We start from the raw sequence: 16,515 nt of genomic DNA on the forward strand, positions 1-16,515 counted from the left end.
GTGTCATCTTCCCCTTTACAGTTAAGTATATATGTGTGCACCGGTAAACTGGCTGTTATACAACTCTGCATAGAAACCGTTTTTCGCCAGCAATTCCTCGTGATTTCCCATTTCTATGATGCTTCCGGCGTTCATGACCAGGATCAACTTCGCATCACGGATCGTAGAAAGCCGGTGCGCAATGACAAAACTTGTTCTCCCTTTCATGAGTTTTTTCATTGCACGCTGGATAGCGACCTCGGTCCTTGTATCGACACTGCTGGTCGCTTCATCGAGGATAAGTATTGCCGGTTTCGCCAGAATGGCCCGTGCTATGGTCAACAGCTGTTTCTCACCCTGTGAAATATTCGAGGCTTCCTCCTTCAGGCGGAAATCATAACCGTTCGGCAACGCCCTTATAAAATGATCCGCTTGGGCCGCTTTAGCGGCCTGAAAAACGTCTTTCTCCGCGGCGCCTTCGCGTCCATAGGCTATATTTTCCATAATCGTTCCGTTGAACAGCCATGTGTCCTGAAGAACCATGCCGAACATTGTCCGCAGGGCTCCGCGCCTGAAATCTCGTATATCCACCCCGTCAATGGTGATTGTACCGCCGGCAATATCGTAAAAACGCATCAGGAGATTGACGAGCGTCGTTTTTCCCGCCCCTGTCGGTCCGACTATCGCGATGGTCATTCCCGGCGTGACATTAATGTTCATGTCTTCCATGAGGACTTCGTCGTCCCGGTACCCGAACCGTACATGGCTGAATATCACTTCACCCCTGGGCGAGGCGAGTGAAACGGCCTCCGGACTGTCGGGAAGTTCTTCCTGTTCGTCGAGAATTTCGAAAACACGTTCCGCCGAGGCGATTGTGGATTGGAGAATGTTGGCGATATTTGCCGTCTGTGCAATCGGCTGTGTAAATTGTCTTGAATATTGAATAAAAGCCTGAATGTCGCCAAGCTCGAGCACCTTTCTGGCGGCCATGATGCCTCCGATAACACAAATCAGGACATACCCGATATTGTTGATGAAGTTCATCATCGGCATAATAATTCCGGAAACAAACTGTGCCCTCCAACTCGCTTTATAGAGTCGCTTGTTTATCGTATCGAACCGGGCAATCGATTCCCGCTCATGCCCGAATGCCCTGACAATGATATGGCCCGTATACATTTCCTCCACATGGCCGTTAAGCGCGCCCAATTCCTTTTGCTGTGCCGCAAAACTTTTTTGCGAGACCTTCGCTATATTCGCCGTTCCAAAAAACGAAAGCGGCAGGGTTATCATCGTGATAAGGGTCAGCCACGGGCTAATCGTAAGCATCATAATTAAAACGCCGATTATCGTACAAACGGAAGTGATCAGCTGGGTAAGACTCTGCTGGAGTGACGAGCTTATCGTATCAATGTCATTCGTTACCCGGCTCATTATTTCACCATGAGTCCGTGAATCGAAAAACCTGAGGGGAAGTCGTGCGAGTTTATGATTGATGTCTCTACGCATATCAAACACCGTTTTCTGGGAAATACCGGCCATCTGATATTGCTGAATAAAACTGAACAGCGCACTCATACAATAAAGGAATATCAAAAACAGTATAATTCTCCCGATAAACATGAAATCGATCGATGGAACAGGTTTCTTCAGATATATCGACATATATTTTGCCATGATTCCTTCAAAAAGCTTTGTCGTTGCCTTGCCCATAATTTTGGGACCCACGATAGCAAAGACGGTACTCAATACGGCGAATATCAATACAATTGAAAGCTGTAACGCGTGCGGTTTCAGATAAACCATCAGCCTTTTCAATGTTCCCTTGAAATCCTTCGGCTTTTCGACAGGCCCCCTCCCCATCATTCCCGGACCGAACCGCGGACGTCCAATGCCTCCCGGGGGGCCGGGGGGCGGAGTGGTATTCTTGTTTATGGTGCGACCGTCACTCATGCGATTTCCTCTTCGGAAAGCTGCGACAGTACGATCTCCCGGTAGACATTGCATGTTTCATACAATTCCCTGTGCCTTCCCATTCCGGCTATCCTGCCTTCGTCCAGGACAATAATCCTGTCCGAATCCATGATTGTAGCTACCCTTTGACCGACAATGAGAACCGTAGAGGATGTTATTTCCTTTTTAAGGGCGGCCCTCAGTTTCGCGTCTGTTTTAAAATCAAGTGCCGAAAAACTGTCATCGAAAATATATATCTCGGGCCGTTTTACAAGGGCGCGGGCGATTGCCAGCCGTTGTTTCTGGCCGCCGGAGAGATTGGTACCGCCCTGTGCAATGACCGATTCGAATCCGTCTTTCATTCCGCAAATAAACTCCGTCGCCTGCGCGATGTCGGCGGCTTTCCGTATTTCCTCCTCCGTTGCGTCCTTTTTGCCGTACCGGATATTTTCCGCTATTGTCCCGGAAAAAAGAACGCTCGTTTGCGGAACAAGCCCGATTTTTGCCCGTAAATAATCCTGTGACATGTCGCGTATATCCGTACCGTCGATGAGAATGCATCCGGTATTCACATCATAGAAACGGGGAACAAGATTTATCAGTGTCGATTTACCGGAACCGGTGCTTCCGATAATTGCGGTGACTTCACCGGATGATGCGGAGAATGTAATGCCTTTGACTGCCTGTTCCAGAGCGCCTTCATATGTAAAACCGACATCACGAAACTCGATACATCCCCTTTTATCACTTGCGGTCGTTGTCTTTTTTTCCGGATCTTTAATTTCCGGCTTCATGTCCAGTACCTCATTGATTCTTTCCGCGGATGCCTGGGCGCGGGGAATCATGATGAACATAAGCGAAGCCATAAGGAGTGAAAAAAGAATCTGTAATGCATATTGCAGAAAAGCCATCATATTTCCTATATTGGAGGTTCCCCTGTCGATCCGGATGCTGCCGAACCATATTATACCGATCGTGGTAAAATTCATAACGAGCATCATAATCGGCATCATCGCAGCCATCAACCTGTTCACCGTTATGGAGACCTTTGTAAGATCGAGATTCGCTTCGTTAAAGCGTCTTCTCTCATCCTCATCCCGGTTAAAAGCCCGTATAACCCTTATACCGGTAAGGCTTTCCCGGAGGACGAGATTTATTTTGTCGATTTTTTTCTGAATCGATTGAAACAGGGGAAATCCTTTTATGGCCACAACAATAATGGTCGCGGCGAGAACCGGGATGACAACAGCGATAACCCATGACAATCCACTGTCTTTCGATACAGCCATGATGATCCCGCCGATGCACATGATCGGCGCCCTTATCATCATCTGCAGCATGATCATGACCACCATCTGGATCTGGGTAACATCGTTCGTGTTCCTTGTGATGAGGGAAGGAGTCCCTATTTTATCAAACTCCTTGAGAGAGAAGCCCGAAACATGGGTAAAAATCCTGCCGCGTAAAATCTCGCCCAACCCCATGGCGGAATGAGAAGCCAGATACGCAGCCAACATCGCACAAAAAGAACCGACCAGGGTGACAAGCAGCATTAATCCGCCGGTTCGTATTATAAAATCGGTATCGCCTTTCGTAATACCCGTATTGACGATATCCGACATAAGGTTCGGGAGGTACAATTCGGCCATGCATTGAAAAAAAATCAGGATAACAACCGCACAGACAGGGATGGTATAAGGCTTCAGGAATTTCAACAATCGCAGCATAAATCCGGTCTCCCCTTACCGAATCTCGTCAAGGGCCAATGCCCGCGACAAATCGGCATTCGCTATTTTTACATCGATCTCCCTGTTTATAATTGCGAACTCTGTCCGTAACAGATCGAGCTGCGCTGCAAGCAGATCCGGGCTTTTTACCACACCGATATCGAACTTCTGTTGAACGACACGGAGGTTTTCTTCCGCCTGCCCGATCATGCCCTTTGTCAGGCCGAGATCTTTACGGGTTCGAACGAGATTCAATAGACAGGTTCGAACATCAAGGATAACTATATTCCGCTGTTTTTCGGCATCCGCACGGGCTTTCCCGATCGCCTGTTTCTGTGAAACGCTTTCATTGATTGTCGCCGCCAACCCGCCGAGATCATAACCAATATTTACACCGACGGTCCATGTTCCGGTAAATGCATCTTTTTGAGGAAAAACCCTCTGGTTCGGGTTCGCCAGCGTATAATTTCCGTTAAGCGCAAGCGCCGGATACAACGGGGCCTGTGCGAGTTTTGTGCCGTGCTCCGCTGTTTTTACTGCAATGGAGGAAAGGCGGGTTTCGGGACGCCGTTCGAGGGCTGTTTGAATCAGCCGCATCTCATCGAGGTTTTCATCGAAGCGGGTGCCGTTTTCTTCACCGGGTCGTGATGAGAGTATATAGGGCAATCCGGATTCCGAAGGATCGGCGGCAACATGGCCGGTTTTTTCAATGTCACCGGTAAGCGACGCAAGCACCATGTAAGCGCGCATTTGCATCGAGAGTGCGTCTCCGAGATCGATTTCCGCCTGGTTATAGCGCATTGCGGCCGTTAGCTGGTCGGCACGCGTCGCAGAGCCTTGAGCGGCCAGCTTGTCGACGAGCTCGCGGTTCGTCCGTACAAGCTCGAGGTTTTTTTTCAATGTCTCGACATTATTGGAAGCGCGAACCGCTTCCCAATATGCACGGCGGACTTCAAAAATCAAGGACAATTTTACCATCTCCAGAGTGACCAATTTACCATCGGCCTGAAGCGACGCAATCGCCGCGGCTTCCCGTATTCGGAAACCCGAAAAAACGGGATACTGAAGATTGACATCGAACGAATACATATTTATCAATGACGGCGGATAGTCGAAGGAAACGGTACCGGGGCCGAAAGGATTGTCGATCTCCATGGAAGCCGGAGGCAACTCGCTTAATCGCTGATAACCGGCAGAAACGGAAAGGGAAGGAAACCGGCGCCATTGCGCCGCTTCCGCTTTCGCCGATGCCGACAGCCACTCACAGTGCGCGCTTTCGATACCCGGATTTGTTTCCATCGCCGCCTTGACTGCATCTTCCACTGAAAAAACAGGCGCCTCGGACCAAAGCGGCAGCGTAAAGCAAAGCGTAAGGAGAACTATATTGGCCGGGAAGAAATATTTTCTCACGTTCATTCTCGTTACAGACCATCTGAGATGGATTTCTGCTATCGTCATATCCACTCCTTGTTGTATAAATAATCATTTTTTTTCTTCACGCTCCAGACACTCCAGAACATATTGTAACTCGATTATCAATCGCTCCTGTCTTTCGGGCGGCAAGGACAGAAATATCCCTCTTAATGATTCCGTGACGGCGGCAATCCTTTCCCGCACTAATTTTACGGTAGCCTCAGTAACGGTTAAAATAACACCCCTGCGGTCATTCGGGTCCATGCCGCGTTCGATAAACCCCTGTATCACCAGCCGGTCAAGCATCCCGGTAAGGGTACTGGGCGGTATACCGAATTCCCGGGCGAGATCGGTTACCCTGCACTTTTTCCTATGGTACAGCTTGTGGAGAACAAGTATTTCCGCGAACGACAATGGACCTTCCTTCTTAAGCGGAGACAATCGTTTCAACAACCTCTTCCTTATGTTATTCAATAACTCGATTAATAGAATCTCGTTTCCCATATCCTTTTATTTCCGTATCGAATATTTCGTATCCGAAATAATATAGATAAAAAGCGTGTTAATGGCAATGATCAATGCCGATTTTCCGGTTTTTTCCGGCGAATTTCTTCGAGTATACCGGTTACTCCGTCAGGTTTCTCAGCCAGCGGCCGCTTTTAAAGCGGAGATAGCCGACAGTGAACTTGATCACCTCTTCCAGGCTTACCAGTCCGATAACGATATAAACGGGAAGCTTCAGCACAAAAGCCCCGATAAAGGCCATGGGGACCCCGTAAAGCCAGACCGCCCCCAGATCGAGGAACATGGCAAAGGTCGTGTCACCGCCGCTTCTGAGAATTCCCATGTTCAGGACGATATTGCCCGCCTTCGGGAAAGTGAACAGGCCGAAAATGACGAGAATTACCGAGAGATAATAAACCGATGTGTCGGAAAGATTGTACATCATGACAAAGACCGGCCTGCCCAGGATAAAGACCGCTGCAAAGAAAGCGGCGACCAGAAATTCGAGAAAAAAGAAATTGTAGGCGTACGTGCGGGCGGTTTCGAATTCGCCCGCACCGAGCCGGTTTCCCAGCATGATACCGCTCGAGTTTCCGAAGGCGGAAAAAAGCATGTTGGAGACGCTTTCAAATGATTTACAGATATAAAATGCGGCAAGGGCTTCGGTACTGACCTTGCCGTACACCATTGTATAGATATTGACACCGATGATCCAGAATCCGTTATGCAGGATTATCGGCCCTCCTATCCTGAAAAACCGTACGACAGACCGGAGGTCCCAATCGATAAGCTGCCTTAATGACGAGGCGGTCGGAAGCCGTTTCACATAGGTGACGACAAGCAAAAATCCCGCTTCGACGAATCTCGATATGACGGTGGCGATTGCGGCCCCTTGATACCCCAACCGGGGAAAACCGAAATTTCCGAAAATCAAAAGATAGTTGAGAAGGGTATTAAGTCCGAATCCCAATACACTGGAAAAAAGCGGTATTTTGACATTTTCAGTACTGCGAAGAACCTGGGAAAAGATTATGGCAACGCTGTTGATGATAAACGATATTCCGAGTATCCGGATATACCCGGAACCGACCATTATCGCTCCCGGATCGTCCGAATAGAGGGAGATGATGAGGCGGGGGAAAAAAATTGAAAATAGAGAGAACACGATACCGATTAAAAGCGAAAGCGCCAGTCCGATTCCCTGAAAGCGGTGCAGACGGCCGATGTCCTTTGCCCCCCAGTACTGGGCGATAAAAACCCCCACTCCCAACGCCGTTCCAAAGGTCAGAATAATACGTATGAAATTGATCTGGTTACCGATCCCCACGCCGGCGACAACCGTATCCCCGAGCTGGCCGACCATGATCACATCGATAAAACTCAGTAGCGACATCGCCACAGACTGAAGAAAAAGCGGGACAGCGAGCGATATGAGTTTTTTTACGAATACCCGGTTCAAATCGATCTTTCCAACCATATGTTTTTCCTTTTTCTCATGGCCGGTTCCGATCATTCACGGGCCATACGCGCGGCGAGTGATTGACGATGACAATCACGATTGTGATCGGAGTGGTATTTTATTCAAATAATACCGCTGCGTCAAATAAAAAAACCAGGTCTCACGACGGCGATGTCGATGTATCCGTCTTTTACACTTGACATATAACCCGATACCATGACATAATACCCGGAAACATATCATGGGGGCGTAGCTCAGTTGGCTAGAGCGCGTGAATGGCATTCACGAGGTCGTGGGTTCAATTCCCGTCGCCTCCATATTCTTTTTAAACGATTGATGAAGCGTGACAGATAAATTTAAAGGCGAACTTGACCCGGCCATCGCGGAACTGATTTCACAGGATGAAGGCAGGGGCGGATCCCCATCTTTGGACGACATCATCGGTACAAGGAACGCAGGGGATACCGGCGAGGCCGTCGGGATGCCTCCCGCACAATTTAAAAAAATCATTGAAACGGAAGAATCTCCCAAATCATTTTTCAGGGAAAAGGATTATTACAAAAAGGTGATTGCGGGGGAAGGCGACGCGGCTGCCCGCGTTCATGAGTTGCTTTCAAAATTCCTTAACGCCGGAGACCCGCAGGACAAATCGATGTTCCGGGGGCGGCTTATTTCAGCGTACTGGAATCTTGCCGCCGCAGTCGCTTCGAAGGTCACCGCCACTACCTCTCTGTACAAAAAATGCCTTCTCCGTTACGGCCTGCTTTCCCCCACCCTCCTTTCATCCGAACAGCTTTCCATTATTAGCCGCATCATTCTGGAAAACAGAACAGATGAACCCGTTCATTACCTCGATGAATGGATGATAAAGATCGCGGCGGGCGAGGTCGGCATATCGGCAACCGATGAATTGAAACGGGTGAAAAAAGACGAAGGACAAAAAATGCTCGATAAAATCGATCAGGCAAAAGGCCAGCGTGATTCGGAAATTCTCCTGCTAAAAAACAAAATCGCGCAACGGGACGATTATGAAATACAGTTGATCGAGATGATAAAGGTCATCCGGAATCATGACAATGCCTTTGAGTTCGACGGACTCGAGATCGAATACTCGCCCGAGCAGAAAAGGGCGCTGAGTTCCGTCTCCGATATTTTGAAAAAATTGGGCTTACTGGACCGTGAAATCGTCCGGTGCTGTCACATTCTCCGAAGCATCGATCAAAACATCGAAACCCTCGATAAAAAAACCGAAGGAATCTCCGGGACGGCTGCGGATACGCAGACGGTAATCTCGGAGTTTACCACCATACGGCAGATGAACAAGCTTTGCGTGGGAAGAAAAGGAAATCACTTCCCGATTCTTATCAAGCACTATTTCAGGCCCAATTTCCGTGAACTCGGGACCAGGGAGAATATCATAAACCAGATGGCGAGGGTCGAGGAACTCGATCCCGGTCTCTTTCTCAGGACCTATAAAAACCGGACGACACGGATCGTTCCCCACCTCATCATTCTCCCCAATTACGGCGAACGGGGAATATGCTGGGAACCCTTCGAACGGAAAAACAGGGCGACAGGCAGGGGAAGAATAGCTGTTCCGCTGTTCACGAAAAATCTCAGGCTCGCCGTTATTTCCGCGCTGGCCGATCTCAGGTGGCAGGTCGCCAAGGAAAAGGCGCTGCACTACTGGATGGAGGAAGGAATCACGGGTCACTATTATCGGTGGTTTGAAAGCCGGAAACTCCGCGGCGATGTAAAGGAATACTTTATCAACGATTATATCCTCTGGATTACAAAGGAATGCGAGGGAACCCAAAAACTCGACCGGGAAGTACGGGGAATATTCTGGCGGCTGATTCCATTCCCCCAGGAAATCAAGGACAAATTGCGGAACAGAGGATTCGTATACAACGACCTCTATAAAAAGGATATCAACATATCACGTTCCGACGGGTATTGAGTGAAACGCTCCGTTTCGGGCTGCTATTTCTTTGGTTTTATAATCGGATGAAAGTACTTCTGCATATCGATTTTTGCGGATATATAATTCATGATTTTCGAATAGATAAAAAGCCCGCCGCCCATCGCAAAAAGGGGAAGAACCACCCAGAGTACGATAAGGATGTGTTCCATATTTTCACGCAAAATCAAAGCAAGCAGAATGTAAGGGATCAGAAAGAGGGCGATCATGATAATGATATTCACTATCGTTGCAACGAAAATAAAAAGAATCGTATTGACAATTTTATTCATTTTTCATTCCTTTCTTTTTTTGCACGGATCTCTTCAATAATCATCGAGACGACGAGGATACAGATACCCACGACAATGGTGGCATCGGCAAGGTTGTAGGTCGGCCATCGTTTTATATCGATGATCCCTTTTATCGTTATATCGAAGAAATCCATATCGATAAAATCCACGACCCCCTCAGGCCGGATAATTCTGTCCATGATATTGCCGAGTCCGCCGCCAACGATGGCACAAAGCGTCCATCGCTGAAGGGGTTTGAGATCGTTGGAACGGAGAATAAAAATTACCAGAAACACGATTACCAGCAGGGGCAGCACGAAAAAAAGCACCTCTTTTAGCCCTCCCGGCAGGTTTCCACCGATACCGAACGCAATCGCCTTGTTCCGCACATGGGTTAACTTGAGAAAATCTCCCAGAATATTTATCGATGCGCGAAGGGGAAGGTTGATGACAATCAGCAGCTTCACGATCTGATCGATGAGGAGTATTCCCGCAGAAAGGCTGAACGGGACGACCCTTGTGATGAGGAAATCTTTTCCTGTTGTGTTCCGATTCGTTTCGTCGCTCACGAATGTTCTCTCCTCTATATTACATTGATAACGTGCCCATACGGCAAGCCCGGCACGAGAACCGGGACGCATTTCATAGAAAATAACCACATAAGCCCGGTAGTCAAATAGTATTCGATAATGCGGGGATATTCAAGACCTCCGGTTTACAAACCGGTGGGGATATCGAGGACAAGCGTTTCGAGATCCGTGTTTTTTTTCAGATACTCCGCGACCTGTTTGACACCCCACACTTCGGTAAGATAATGCCCCGCAAAGATGACGTTGAGTCCCGCTTCGAGGCACTCGTGATAGATCTCATGAGAAGCGTCACCGGTAATGAAGAGATCGAGTTCTTCCTCGATCGCCTGCAGTGCCGACTTCGGATCACCGCCGGACACGATACCGACCGTCTCTATTTTTTCCGGTCCGAAAGGAAGGACAAACGGCCGGTTTTCCTTTTTACTCAAAAGAAGGTCCGTGATCTCATCGATTGTTTTTCGTGTTTCGAATCGCCCCTTAAAACCGATTTTCACACCCTTGTACGACCCAAAGGGTTCCGGTGAAGCAAGGCCGAGTCGCTTTGCGATTCCGATGTTGTTCCCGAGTTCGGGATGCATATCGAGGGGAAGATGGACCGCATAGAGACAAAGATCGCGGCCGGCGAGAAAAGCAAGACGTTTGTACAAATTCCCGACGATCCGTTCTTGTTTGCTCCAGAGCAGTCCGTGATGGACAAAGATGAGGTCCGCGTCCTCCCGCGCGGCCTGTTCGAAACTTTGAAGCGATGCATCCACGGCGAACGCGACCTTTTGAATCTCCTTTTCCTTCCTTCCGACCTGTAATCCATTGAGAGAAGCGTCCGTTCCCCTGACAAGATCAATCTGAAGGAGTTCATGCATGACGGCATCGAATTCACCCGCTGTCATGCCATCATTATAGCCTTTTCACCGCTTTGATCAAGTCTTTTTCACCCCTTGACAATGAAAGGAAACAACTACTAATATACATGACATCCTTGTACGTATCAAAAAGAAAAAAATCAGGGATAGATCTTTTTTATGGAGGACCTACGTTGAACTACTTTCTAACAGAAGAACAGCAGATGATCAAAGATCTTGCTGCAAAAATCGCCAAAGAAAAAATAGAGCCTGTTGCATTGGAATACGATGAGGCGGGGATATTCCCCTGGGACATTGTCAAAATCATGGGCCAGTCCGATCTCTTCGGCGTCTTCATACCTGAAGAATACGGCGGCCTGGGCGGCGGTGTCTTTGAAATGTGTCTTGTTGTCGAGGAACTTTCAAAGGCATGCGGCGGTATTTCACTCTCCTACGCCGCATCCGCTTTGGGCACGATTCCCATCATCCTTTTCGGGAATGAGGAACAGAAGAAAAAATACCTGCCGCGGCTTGCAACGGGAGAAATTCTTGCCGCGTTCGCCCTCACCGAACCGGATGCGGGAAGCGATGCGGCCGCGATCAAAACGCGCGCCGAGCTCGACGGCGACAATTATATAATTAATGGCACCAAGCAGTGGATTACCAATGGGGGTGAAGCATTTATCAATACGGTCATCGTGATCACCGATCCCTCACGCGGAGCGCGCGGCTCTTCGGCCATCCTGGTCGAAAAGGGAACGCCCGGATTCGAGTTCGGGAAAAAGGAAAACAAGATGGGAATCCGCGCTTCGGCGACCCGGGAACTTATTTTTCAGGACTGCAAGGTCCCGAAGGAAAATCTTCTGGGAAGGGAAGGCCAGGGTTTTCTTATCGCGATGAAGACCTTCGACCAATCGAGACCGGGAGTCGCCTCACAGGCGGTCGGTATTGCCGCAGGCGCCCTGGAAAAGGCGGTCGCCTATTCCCGCGAACGGCACCAGAAAGGACAACCCGTTTCCTCATTCCAGGGGATACAGTTTCTCCTCGCGGACATGGCGACGGAAGTCGAGGCGGCACGGGCGCTCACTCTCCAGGCCGCAAAGACCATCGACTCGGGTGTCAAAAACGTCTCGAAGATATCGTCCATGGCGAAACTCTTTGCTTCGGATACCGCAATGAAGGTCACAACGGACGCGGTGCAAGTCTTCGGCGGCTACGGGTACATGAAAGAGTACCCGGTGGAAAAGATGATGCGCGACGCGAAGATAACCCAGATCTACGAGGGGACCAACCAGATTCAGCGGGAAGTTATCGCACTTCAGCTTATCAAGGAAAGCGCACGGGGAAAGGATTGAACAGGTGAAGGTGATAGTATGCATAAAACAGGTACCGGATACGACGAACGTCAAGATCAATCCCGAAACAAATACCCTCATCCGTGAAGGGGTCGAATCTATCATCAATCCGTTCGATATGTATGCCCTCGAAGAAGGCCTCCGTATCAAGGAAAAGTACGGGGGAGAAGTGATCGCCTTATCAATGGGCCCACCGCAGGTATCGATCTCACTGAAGGAGGCGATCAGCCTTGGAATCGATAATGCGTACCTCCTTTCCGACAGGGCTTTTGCAGGGTCGGATACCCTGGCAACGGCCTATACCCTTGCGGCGGGAATCAACGCACTGGACGGCGCGGATATCATTCTCATGGGCAAACAGGCGATCGACGGCGATACCGGACAGGTCGGTCCGGGGGTAGCCGAAAACCTTTCGCTTCCGCATATCACGGATGTGAGAAAAATCGAAGCGATAGACTCATCCGGTTATATCGTTGTAGAACGGCTGCTCGAAAACGGTTACCTGCGGTTGAAAACGAAACTTCCCGTGATTCTCACCGTTGTCAAGGAAATCAACGAACCGCGGCTTCCCTCGCTGAAAGGGAAAATGCGTGCGAAAAAGGAAGAGGTCGCGGTCTGGACGAAAGACGACCTCGATGTCGATATGGAACGTATCGGCCTGACCGGCTCTCCCACCCAGGTGATAAAAATCTTTACCCCGCCAAAACCGAGTGGAGGAAAAATATTTCAGGGAGAGCCCGGCGATATGGTCAAACAGCTTATCGATCATCTGCACGCGGCGGGACTTCCTATGGGAACGAAGAAGGAGGACGCCTCATGAGCGGAATCAAGGTGATTACTGAAAAATGTGTCGGCTGCGGGCTGTGCATCAAGGTGTGTCCCTATGCGGCGATCGCCCTCATCGACAAGAAAGCGGTGATCAACGAGAAATGCACACTCTGCGGGGCCTGTATCGATGCCTGTAAAAAATTCAATGCGATCGTCATTACGAGACGGACATTTGTCGGTCAGAAAACGGAAGATTATTCCGGCATCTGCCTGTACGCGGAGCACAGGCACGGGAAACTCTCCTCCGTGGTTCCCGAAATAATCGGTGTGGCGCGAAATCTCAAAGAAAGCAGAAACGTCCCCATCAGCGCGATTTTGGTCGGGCACAAGGTAAAACCGCTTGCCGAAGAGATCATTTCATACGGGGTGGATGAAGTCTTTATGATCGACAACCCCCGGATCGGCGACTTTGCCGAAGATATCCAGGCGTCACTGGTTTCGGATATCATCATCGAAACAAAACCGGAAATATTTTTGGGCGGCGGAACGGTCATCGGCAGGTCGCTGCTGCCAAAAGTCGCGGCAAAGCTGCTTACCGGACTAACCGCCGATTGTACGGAGCTGGCCATGGATACGGCTGAAAACCTCCTGAAACAGACACGACCGGCTTTCGGGGGCAATATCATGGCAACGATTCTCTGCAAAAACCACCGGCCGCAGATGGCGACGGTCCGTCACAAGGTGATGAAACCGGCCGCGCTGATCGACGGATACGAAGGGAAGATCACGGAAATGAATCATATCCCGATTCCCGAAGCCCAGATAGAAGTGCTCGAGTTCGTCGAAGAGGAGACGGATACCGTCAATCTTTCCGAAGCCGACATCATCGTTTCCGGGGGAAGGGGCGTCAGGGACCCCAAGAATTTCGCATTGATCGAAGAGCTCGCAAAGGCGCTGGGCGGCGCCGTCGGTGCTTCCCGTGCCGCGGTGGACGCGGACTGGATTCCGTACTCGCATCAGGTAGGACAGACCGGAAAAACGGTGAATCCCACGGTATATATCGCATGCGGTATTTCTGGGGCCATACAGCACCTGGCGGGCATGAAAGGATCGGATATCATTGTGGCAATCAACTCGGATCCCCGTGCTCCGATTTTTGACGTGGCACACTATGGCATTGTCGGGAATCTCTTTGAGGTCATCCCCGAATTCATCAGACAAATAAAGAGTTCATAGAGGGTCTTTTTTGAAACAAAAAAAACATGGTTCGCCTGAAACACTCTCCGTGGAAGAGCTTTCTCTGGATATTTCCATCGAGGATATCGAATCATGCCTCGAGACATCGGAGGAGTTCGAGATCATCGGTCAGCCCCGCGCTCTGAAAGCGTTGAAAATGGGAACGGAAATTCAGGCGAAAGGATATAATATCTTCGTCACGGGACTTTCGGGCACGGGAAAGCGAACCGCAATCAGAAAAATTCTCAAAAACGTCAGGTCGAGCAAAAAAAACCTCCGGGATATCGGCTATGTCTATAATTTCCGGAGACCGGACAGGCCGCGTGTGCTTTACTTTTCCAGAGGAGAGGGAAAGGCCTTTAAAAAGGACATGCATCAGCTTATCGAACATCTCAAATCGGCAATAAAATTGCGCCTCGAAAGCAGGATGTTTCAAACAAAAAAAGACAAAATCGTCAAGGTATTGGAGCAGAACGAAAACAGGAAACTCACCGAGTTCGAATCCCATCTTTCAAGGGAAGGGTTTCAGATCGTACAGATCGGGGAGGGAGACGAACAGGTCACCGATATCGTTCCCCTGTATCAGGGCCGTGCCGTGGATTTCGACGAATTGCAATCACTCGTCCAGTCGGGCGAGATCGACAGCTCGTACTGGAATAAAACCAGGCAGAAATATTTCGAATACATGGACGAAATGAAAAAAATATTCAAGGTACTCAGGGCATCCAGGGCCGAAACCGATGAAAAAATCCGCGATCTCGGTATACGGGAGACACGGCCCCTTATCGAAACTGAAATCGAACATCTGACGGGCAAATATTCAGGTGAGAAAATCAAGGAATACCTCGAGGATCTGTGCGAGGATATTTCCGAGAACATCTTTTTATTCACTCTGGGGTCACTTGAAAAAAACAGGGAAGGAAGATCCGCCCTGGTCCGCTACGGGGTGAATATCGTTGTTGATAATGCCGACAGTACATCTGTGCCCATCATATTCGAACAGCACCCCACCTACACCAACCTCTTTGGTTCGATAGAATCCAGGGTCGAACTGGGAGGTGAGGTAAAAACCAATTTTCTGATGATCAGGGCCGGCTCCCTCATTCACGCAAACGGCGGTTTCCTCGTCCTCAATGCGGACGATGTCCTGCGGGACGATTTCTGCTGGTTCAGCCTTAAAAACGCGCTTATGACCGGCAAGGTCGATATACAGCAGATCGAGGGCTCCGTGCTTATACCGGGGTCGAAAATCAAGCCGGAAGCCTGCGATGTCGATGTGAAGGTCATCATTATCGGCAATCCCCATCTCTACGATATCCTCTATTCAATGGATGAAGACTTCCAGAAGCTCTTCAAAGTAAACGCGGAATTCGATTCGGTGATCGACAGAACCCCCGGCAACCTTCGGAGTTATGTTTCCTTTATTGTCCGTATCGCGGAGGAACACAATCTCAAGCCGATTCGTCCGGACGGGATCGTGAGGGTGATCGAATACGGCATACGGATCGCGGAGCGAAAGGACTGTTTTTCAACAAGGTTTTCGATGATTTCCGACATTATCAAGGAATCGGATTACTGGGCGGGAAAGATGAAAAAAAAATACATCGACGAAGACGCCGTAAAGCGGGCGATCAGAGAAAGAAACTACCTTTTCAATCTGCCGGAAGAAAAAATCCGGGAACTTATCGTCAATGGGGATATCATTCTCTCTGTGGACGGAACGGCAGTGGGAAAGGTGAACGGCCTGAGTATCTATGACAGGGGATATTATTCGTTCGGTAAACCCACGCTTATCACCGCGAGAATTTCTCCCGGCGATTCCGGCATTATCAACATCGAACGGGAATCCGGCCTTTCCGGGGAGTTTCACGACAAAGGCATTCTGATTCTCGAAGGCCTCCTCCGAAGCCGCTATACACGGGATTTCCCGCTTTCCGTAACGGCCAGTATCTGTTTCGAACAATCCTACACGAATATCGACGGCGATTCGGCATCGTCAGCGGAAGTGTACGCCCTGTTGTCCGCCATCTCCAATGTCGGACTCAGGCAGGATATCGCCGTGACCGGAAGCGTCAACCAGATGGGAGAAATCCAGCCCATCGGGGGGGTAACGGAAAAAGTGGAAGGATTCTTCAATGTCTGCAAGCAGCGGAGGTTTACGGGAAACCAGGGGGTCATCATCCCCGTTCAGAATATCAAGAATCTCATCCTTTCGGAAGACGTCAAAAAAGAGATAAAGGGAGGTCGCTTTCATATCTACGCGATCCGGACCATTGACGAGGGCATCCAAATCCTGACCGGCATGGATGCCGGCGAGCGGGACGATTCGAAAAAATACCCCGAAGGCTCCCTTAACAGGCTTGTCGAAGACAGACTCAGAGAACTTGCCAAACGGGTCAAGGAATACAGCGGATAGTGCATTCGCAAACGACCGGACGA

At 49.5% G+C, this 16,515-nt stretch carries 13 protein-coding genes, 1 tRNA gene and 1 pseudogene; 7 read left to right on the plus strand and 8 right to left on the minus strand.

From position 1 onward, the window contains the following. Positions 1 to 21 precede the first annotated feature (21 nt). The 5 genes from JW881_05500 to JW881_05520 all read right to left on the minus strand — a co-directional run bounded on the left by JW881_05500 (position 22) and on the right by JW881_05520 (position 7,053). Entirely contained in the window at positions 22 to 1,845 is a 1,824-nt protein-coding gene (locus JW881_05500) for an ABC transporter ATP-binding protein (protein MBN1696947.1), read from the minus strand. 83 nt (positions 1,846 to 1,928) lie between these two features. Next, positions 1,929 to 3,659, minus strand: coding sequence for an ABC transporter ATP-binding protein (locus JW881_05505; GenBank protein ID MBN1696948.1), 1,731 nt, complete (start codon positions 3,657 to 3,659; stop codon positions 1,929 to 1,931). A gap of 15 nt (positions 3,660 to 3,674) precedes the next feature. Next, positions 3,675 to 5,117, minus strand: a complete 1,443-nt coding sequence (locus JW881_05510) for a TolC family protein (protein ID MBN1696949.1) — start codon at positions 5,115 to 5,117, stop codon at positions 3,675 to 3,677. Positions 5,118 to 5,141: 24 nt separating this feature from the next. Then, complete coding sequence (locus JW881_05515) at positions 5,142 to 5,576, minus strand: MarR family transcriptional regulator (GenBank protein ID MBN1696950.1); 435 nt, start codon at positions 5,574 to 5,576, stop codon at positions 5,142 to 5,144. A gap of 121 nt (positions 5,577 to 5,697) precedes the next feature. Continuing rightward, the gene (locus JW881_05520; GenBank protein ID MBN1696951.1) at positions 5,698 to 7,053 is read right to left on the minus strand and encodes an MATE family efflux transporter; all 1,356 of its coding nucleotides are present in this window, start codon (positions 7,051 to 7,053) and stop codon (positions 5,698 to 5,700) included. Positions 7,054 to 7,278: 225 nt separating this feature from the next. On the opposite strand from JW881_05520, the gene JW881_05525 reads away from it, so the two are divergent. Then, positions 7,279 to 7,352: transfer RNA gene (locus JW881_05525), tRNA-Ala, on the plus strand. Positions 7,353 to 7,378: 26 nt separating this feature from the next. Then, complete coding sequence (locus JW881_05530) at positions 7,379 to 8,995, plus strand: hypothetical protein (protein MBN1696952.1); 1,617 nt, start codon at positions 7,379 to 7,381, stop codon at positions 8,993 to 8,995. Positions 8,996 to 9,018: 23 nt separating this feature from the next. Here JW881_05530 and JW881_05535 read toward each other — a convergent pair whose 3' ends face one another. The 3 genes from JW881_05535 to JW881_05545 form a co-directional block, all read right to left on the minus strand. Beyond that, positions 9,019 to 9,288, minus strand: a complete 270-nt coding sequence (locus tag JW881_05535; GenBank protein ID MBN1696953.1) for a leader peptide processing enzyme — start codon at positions 9,286 to 9,288, stop codon at positions 9,019 to 9,021. Next, positions 9,285 to 9,857, minus strand: a complete 573-nt coding sequence (locus JW881_05540; protein ID MBN1696954.1) for a signal peptidase II — start codon at positions 9,855 to 9,857, stop codon at positions 9,285 to 9,287. Before JW881_05540 ends, JW881_05535 begins: the two co-directional genes overlap by 4 nt. A 146-nt stretch (positions 9,858 to 10,003) precedes the next feature. Next, positions 10,004 to 10,765, minus strand: coding sequence for a Nif3-like dinuclear metal center hexameric protein (locus JW881_05545; GenBank protein ID MBN1696955.1), 762 nt, complete (start codon positions 10,763 to 10,765; stop codon positions 10,004 to 10,006). A 146-nt stretch (positions 10,766 to 10,911) separates the two neighbouring features. Between JW881_05545 and JW881_05550 the strand changes: the two genes are divergently transcribed. From JW881_05550 to JW881_05570, 5 genes and pseudogenes are all read left to right on the plus strand, one after another. Further along, complete coding sequence (locus tag JW881_05550) at positions 10,912 to 12,072, plus strand: acyl-CoA dehydrogenase family protein (protein ID MBN1696956.1); 1,161 nt, start codon at positions 10,912 to 10,914, stop codon at positions 12,070 to 12,072. Between the two features lie 4 nt (positions 12,073 to 12,076). Beyond that, positions 12,077 to 12,892, plus strand: coding sequence for an electron transfer flavoprotein subunit beta/FixA family protein (locus tag JW881_05555; protein MBN1696957.1), 816 nt, complete (start codon positions 12,077 to 12,079; stop codon positions 12,890 to 12,892). Continuing rightward, positions 12,889 to 13,053, plus strand: a pseudogene (locus JW881_05560) (4Fe-4S binding protein). Before JW881_05555 ends, JW881_05560 begins: the two are co-directional and overlap by 4 nt. 51 nt (positions 13,054 to 13,104) lie before the next feature. Further along, a complete protein-coding gene (locus tag JW881_05565) occupies positions 13,105 to 14,076 on the plus strand; it encodes an electron transfer flavoprotein subunit alpha/FixB family protein (GenBank protein MBN1696958.1) in 972 nt (323 codons plus the stop codon). A 10-nt stretch (positions 14,077 to 14,086) separates the two neighbouring features. Next, positions 14,087 to 16,492 carry an AAA family ATPase gene (locus JW881_05570; GenBank protein ID MBN1696959.1) on the plus strand — a complete coding sequence of 802 codons (2,406 nt, stop codon included), beginning with the start codon at positions 14,087 to 14,089 and terminating at the stop codon, positions 16,490 to 16,492. Positions 16,493 to 16,515 lie beyond the last annotated feature (23 nt).

It is taken from the genome of Spirochaetales bacterium (assembly GCA_016930085.1).
Lineage (GTDB): Bacteria > Spirochaetota > Spirochaetia > SZUA-6 > JAFGRV01 > JAFGHO01.

Excerpts from the sequence above, each read along its gene's own strand:
- JW881_05500 (MBN1696947.1), bottom strand. The coding sequence starts at position 1,845 with ATGATGGGGAGGGGGCCTGTCGAAAAGCCGAAGGATTTCAAGGGAACA.
- JW881_05505 (MBN1696948.1), bottom strand. The coding sequence starts at position 3,659 with ATGCTGCGATTGTTGAAATTCCTGAAGCCTTATACCATCCCTGTCTGT.
- JW881_05510 (MBN1696949.1), bottom strand. The coding sequence starts at position 5,117 with ATGACGATAGCAGAAATCCATCTCAGATGGTCTGTAACGAGAATGAAC.
- JW881_05515 (MBN1696950.1), bottom strand. The coding sequence starts at position 5,576 with ATGGGAAACGAGATTCTATTAATCGAGTTATTGAATAACATAAGGAAG.
- JW881_05520 (MBN1696951.1), bottom strand. The coding sequence starts at position 7,053 with ATGGTTGGAAAGATCGATTTGAACCGGGTATTCGTAAAAAAACTCATA.
- JW881_05535 (MBN1696953.1), bottom strand. The coding sequence starts at position 9,288 with ATGAATAAAATTGTCAATACGATTCTTTTTATTTTCGTTGCAACGATA.
- JW881_05545 (MBN1696955.1), bottom strand. The coding sequence starts at position 10,765 with ATGACAGCGGGTGAATTCGATGCCGTCATGCATGAACTCCTTCAGATT.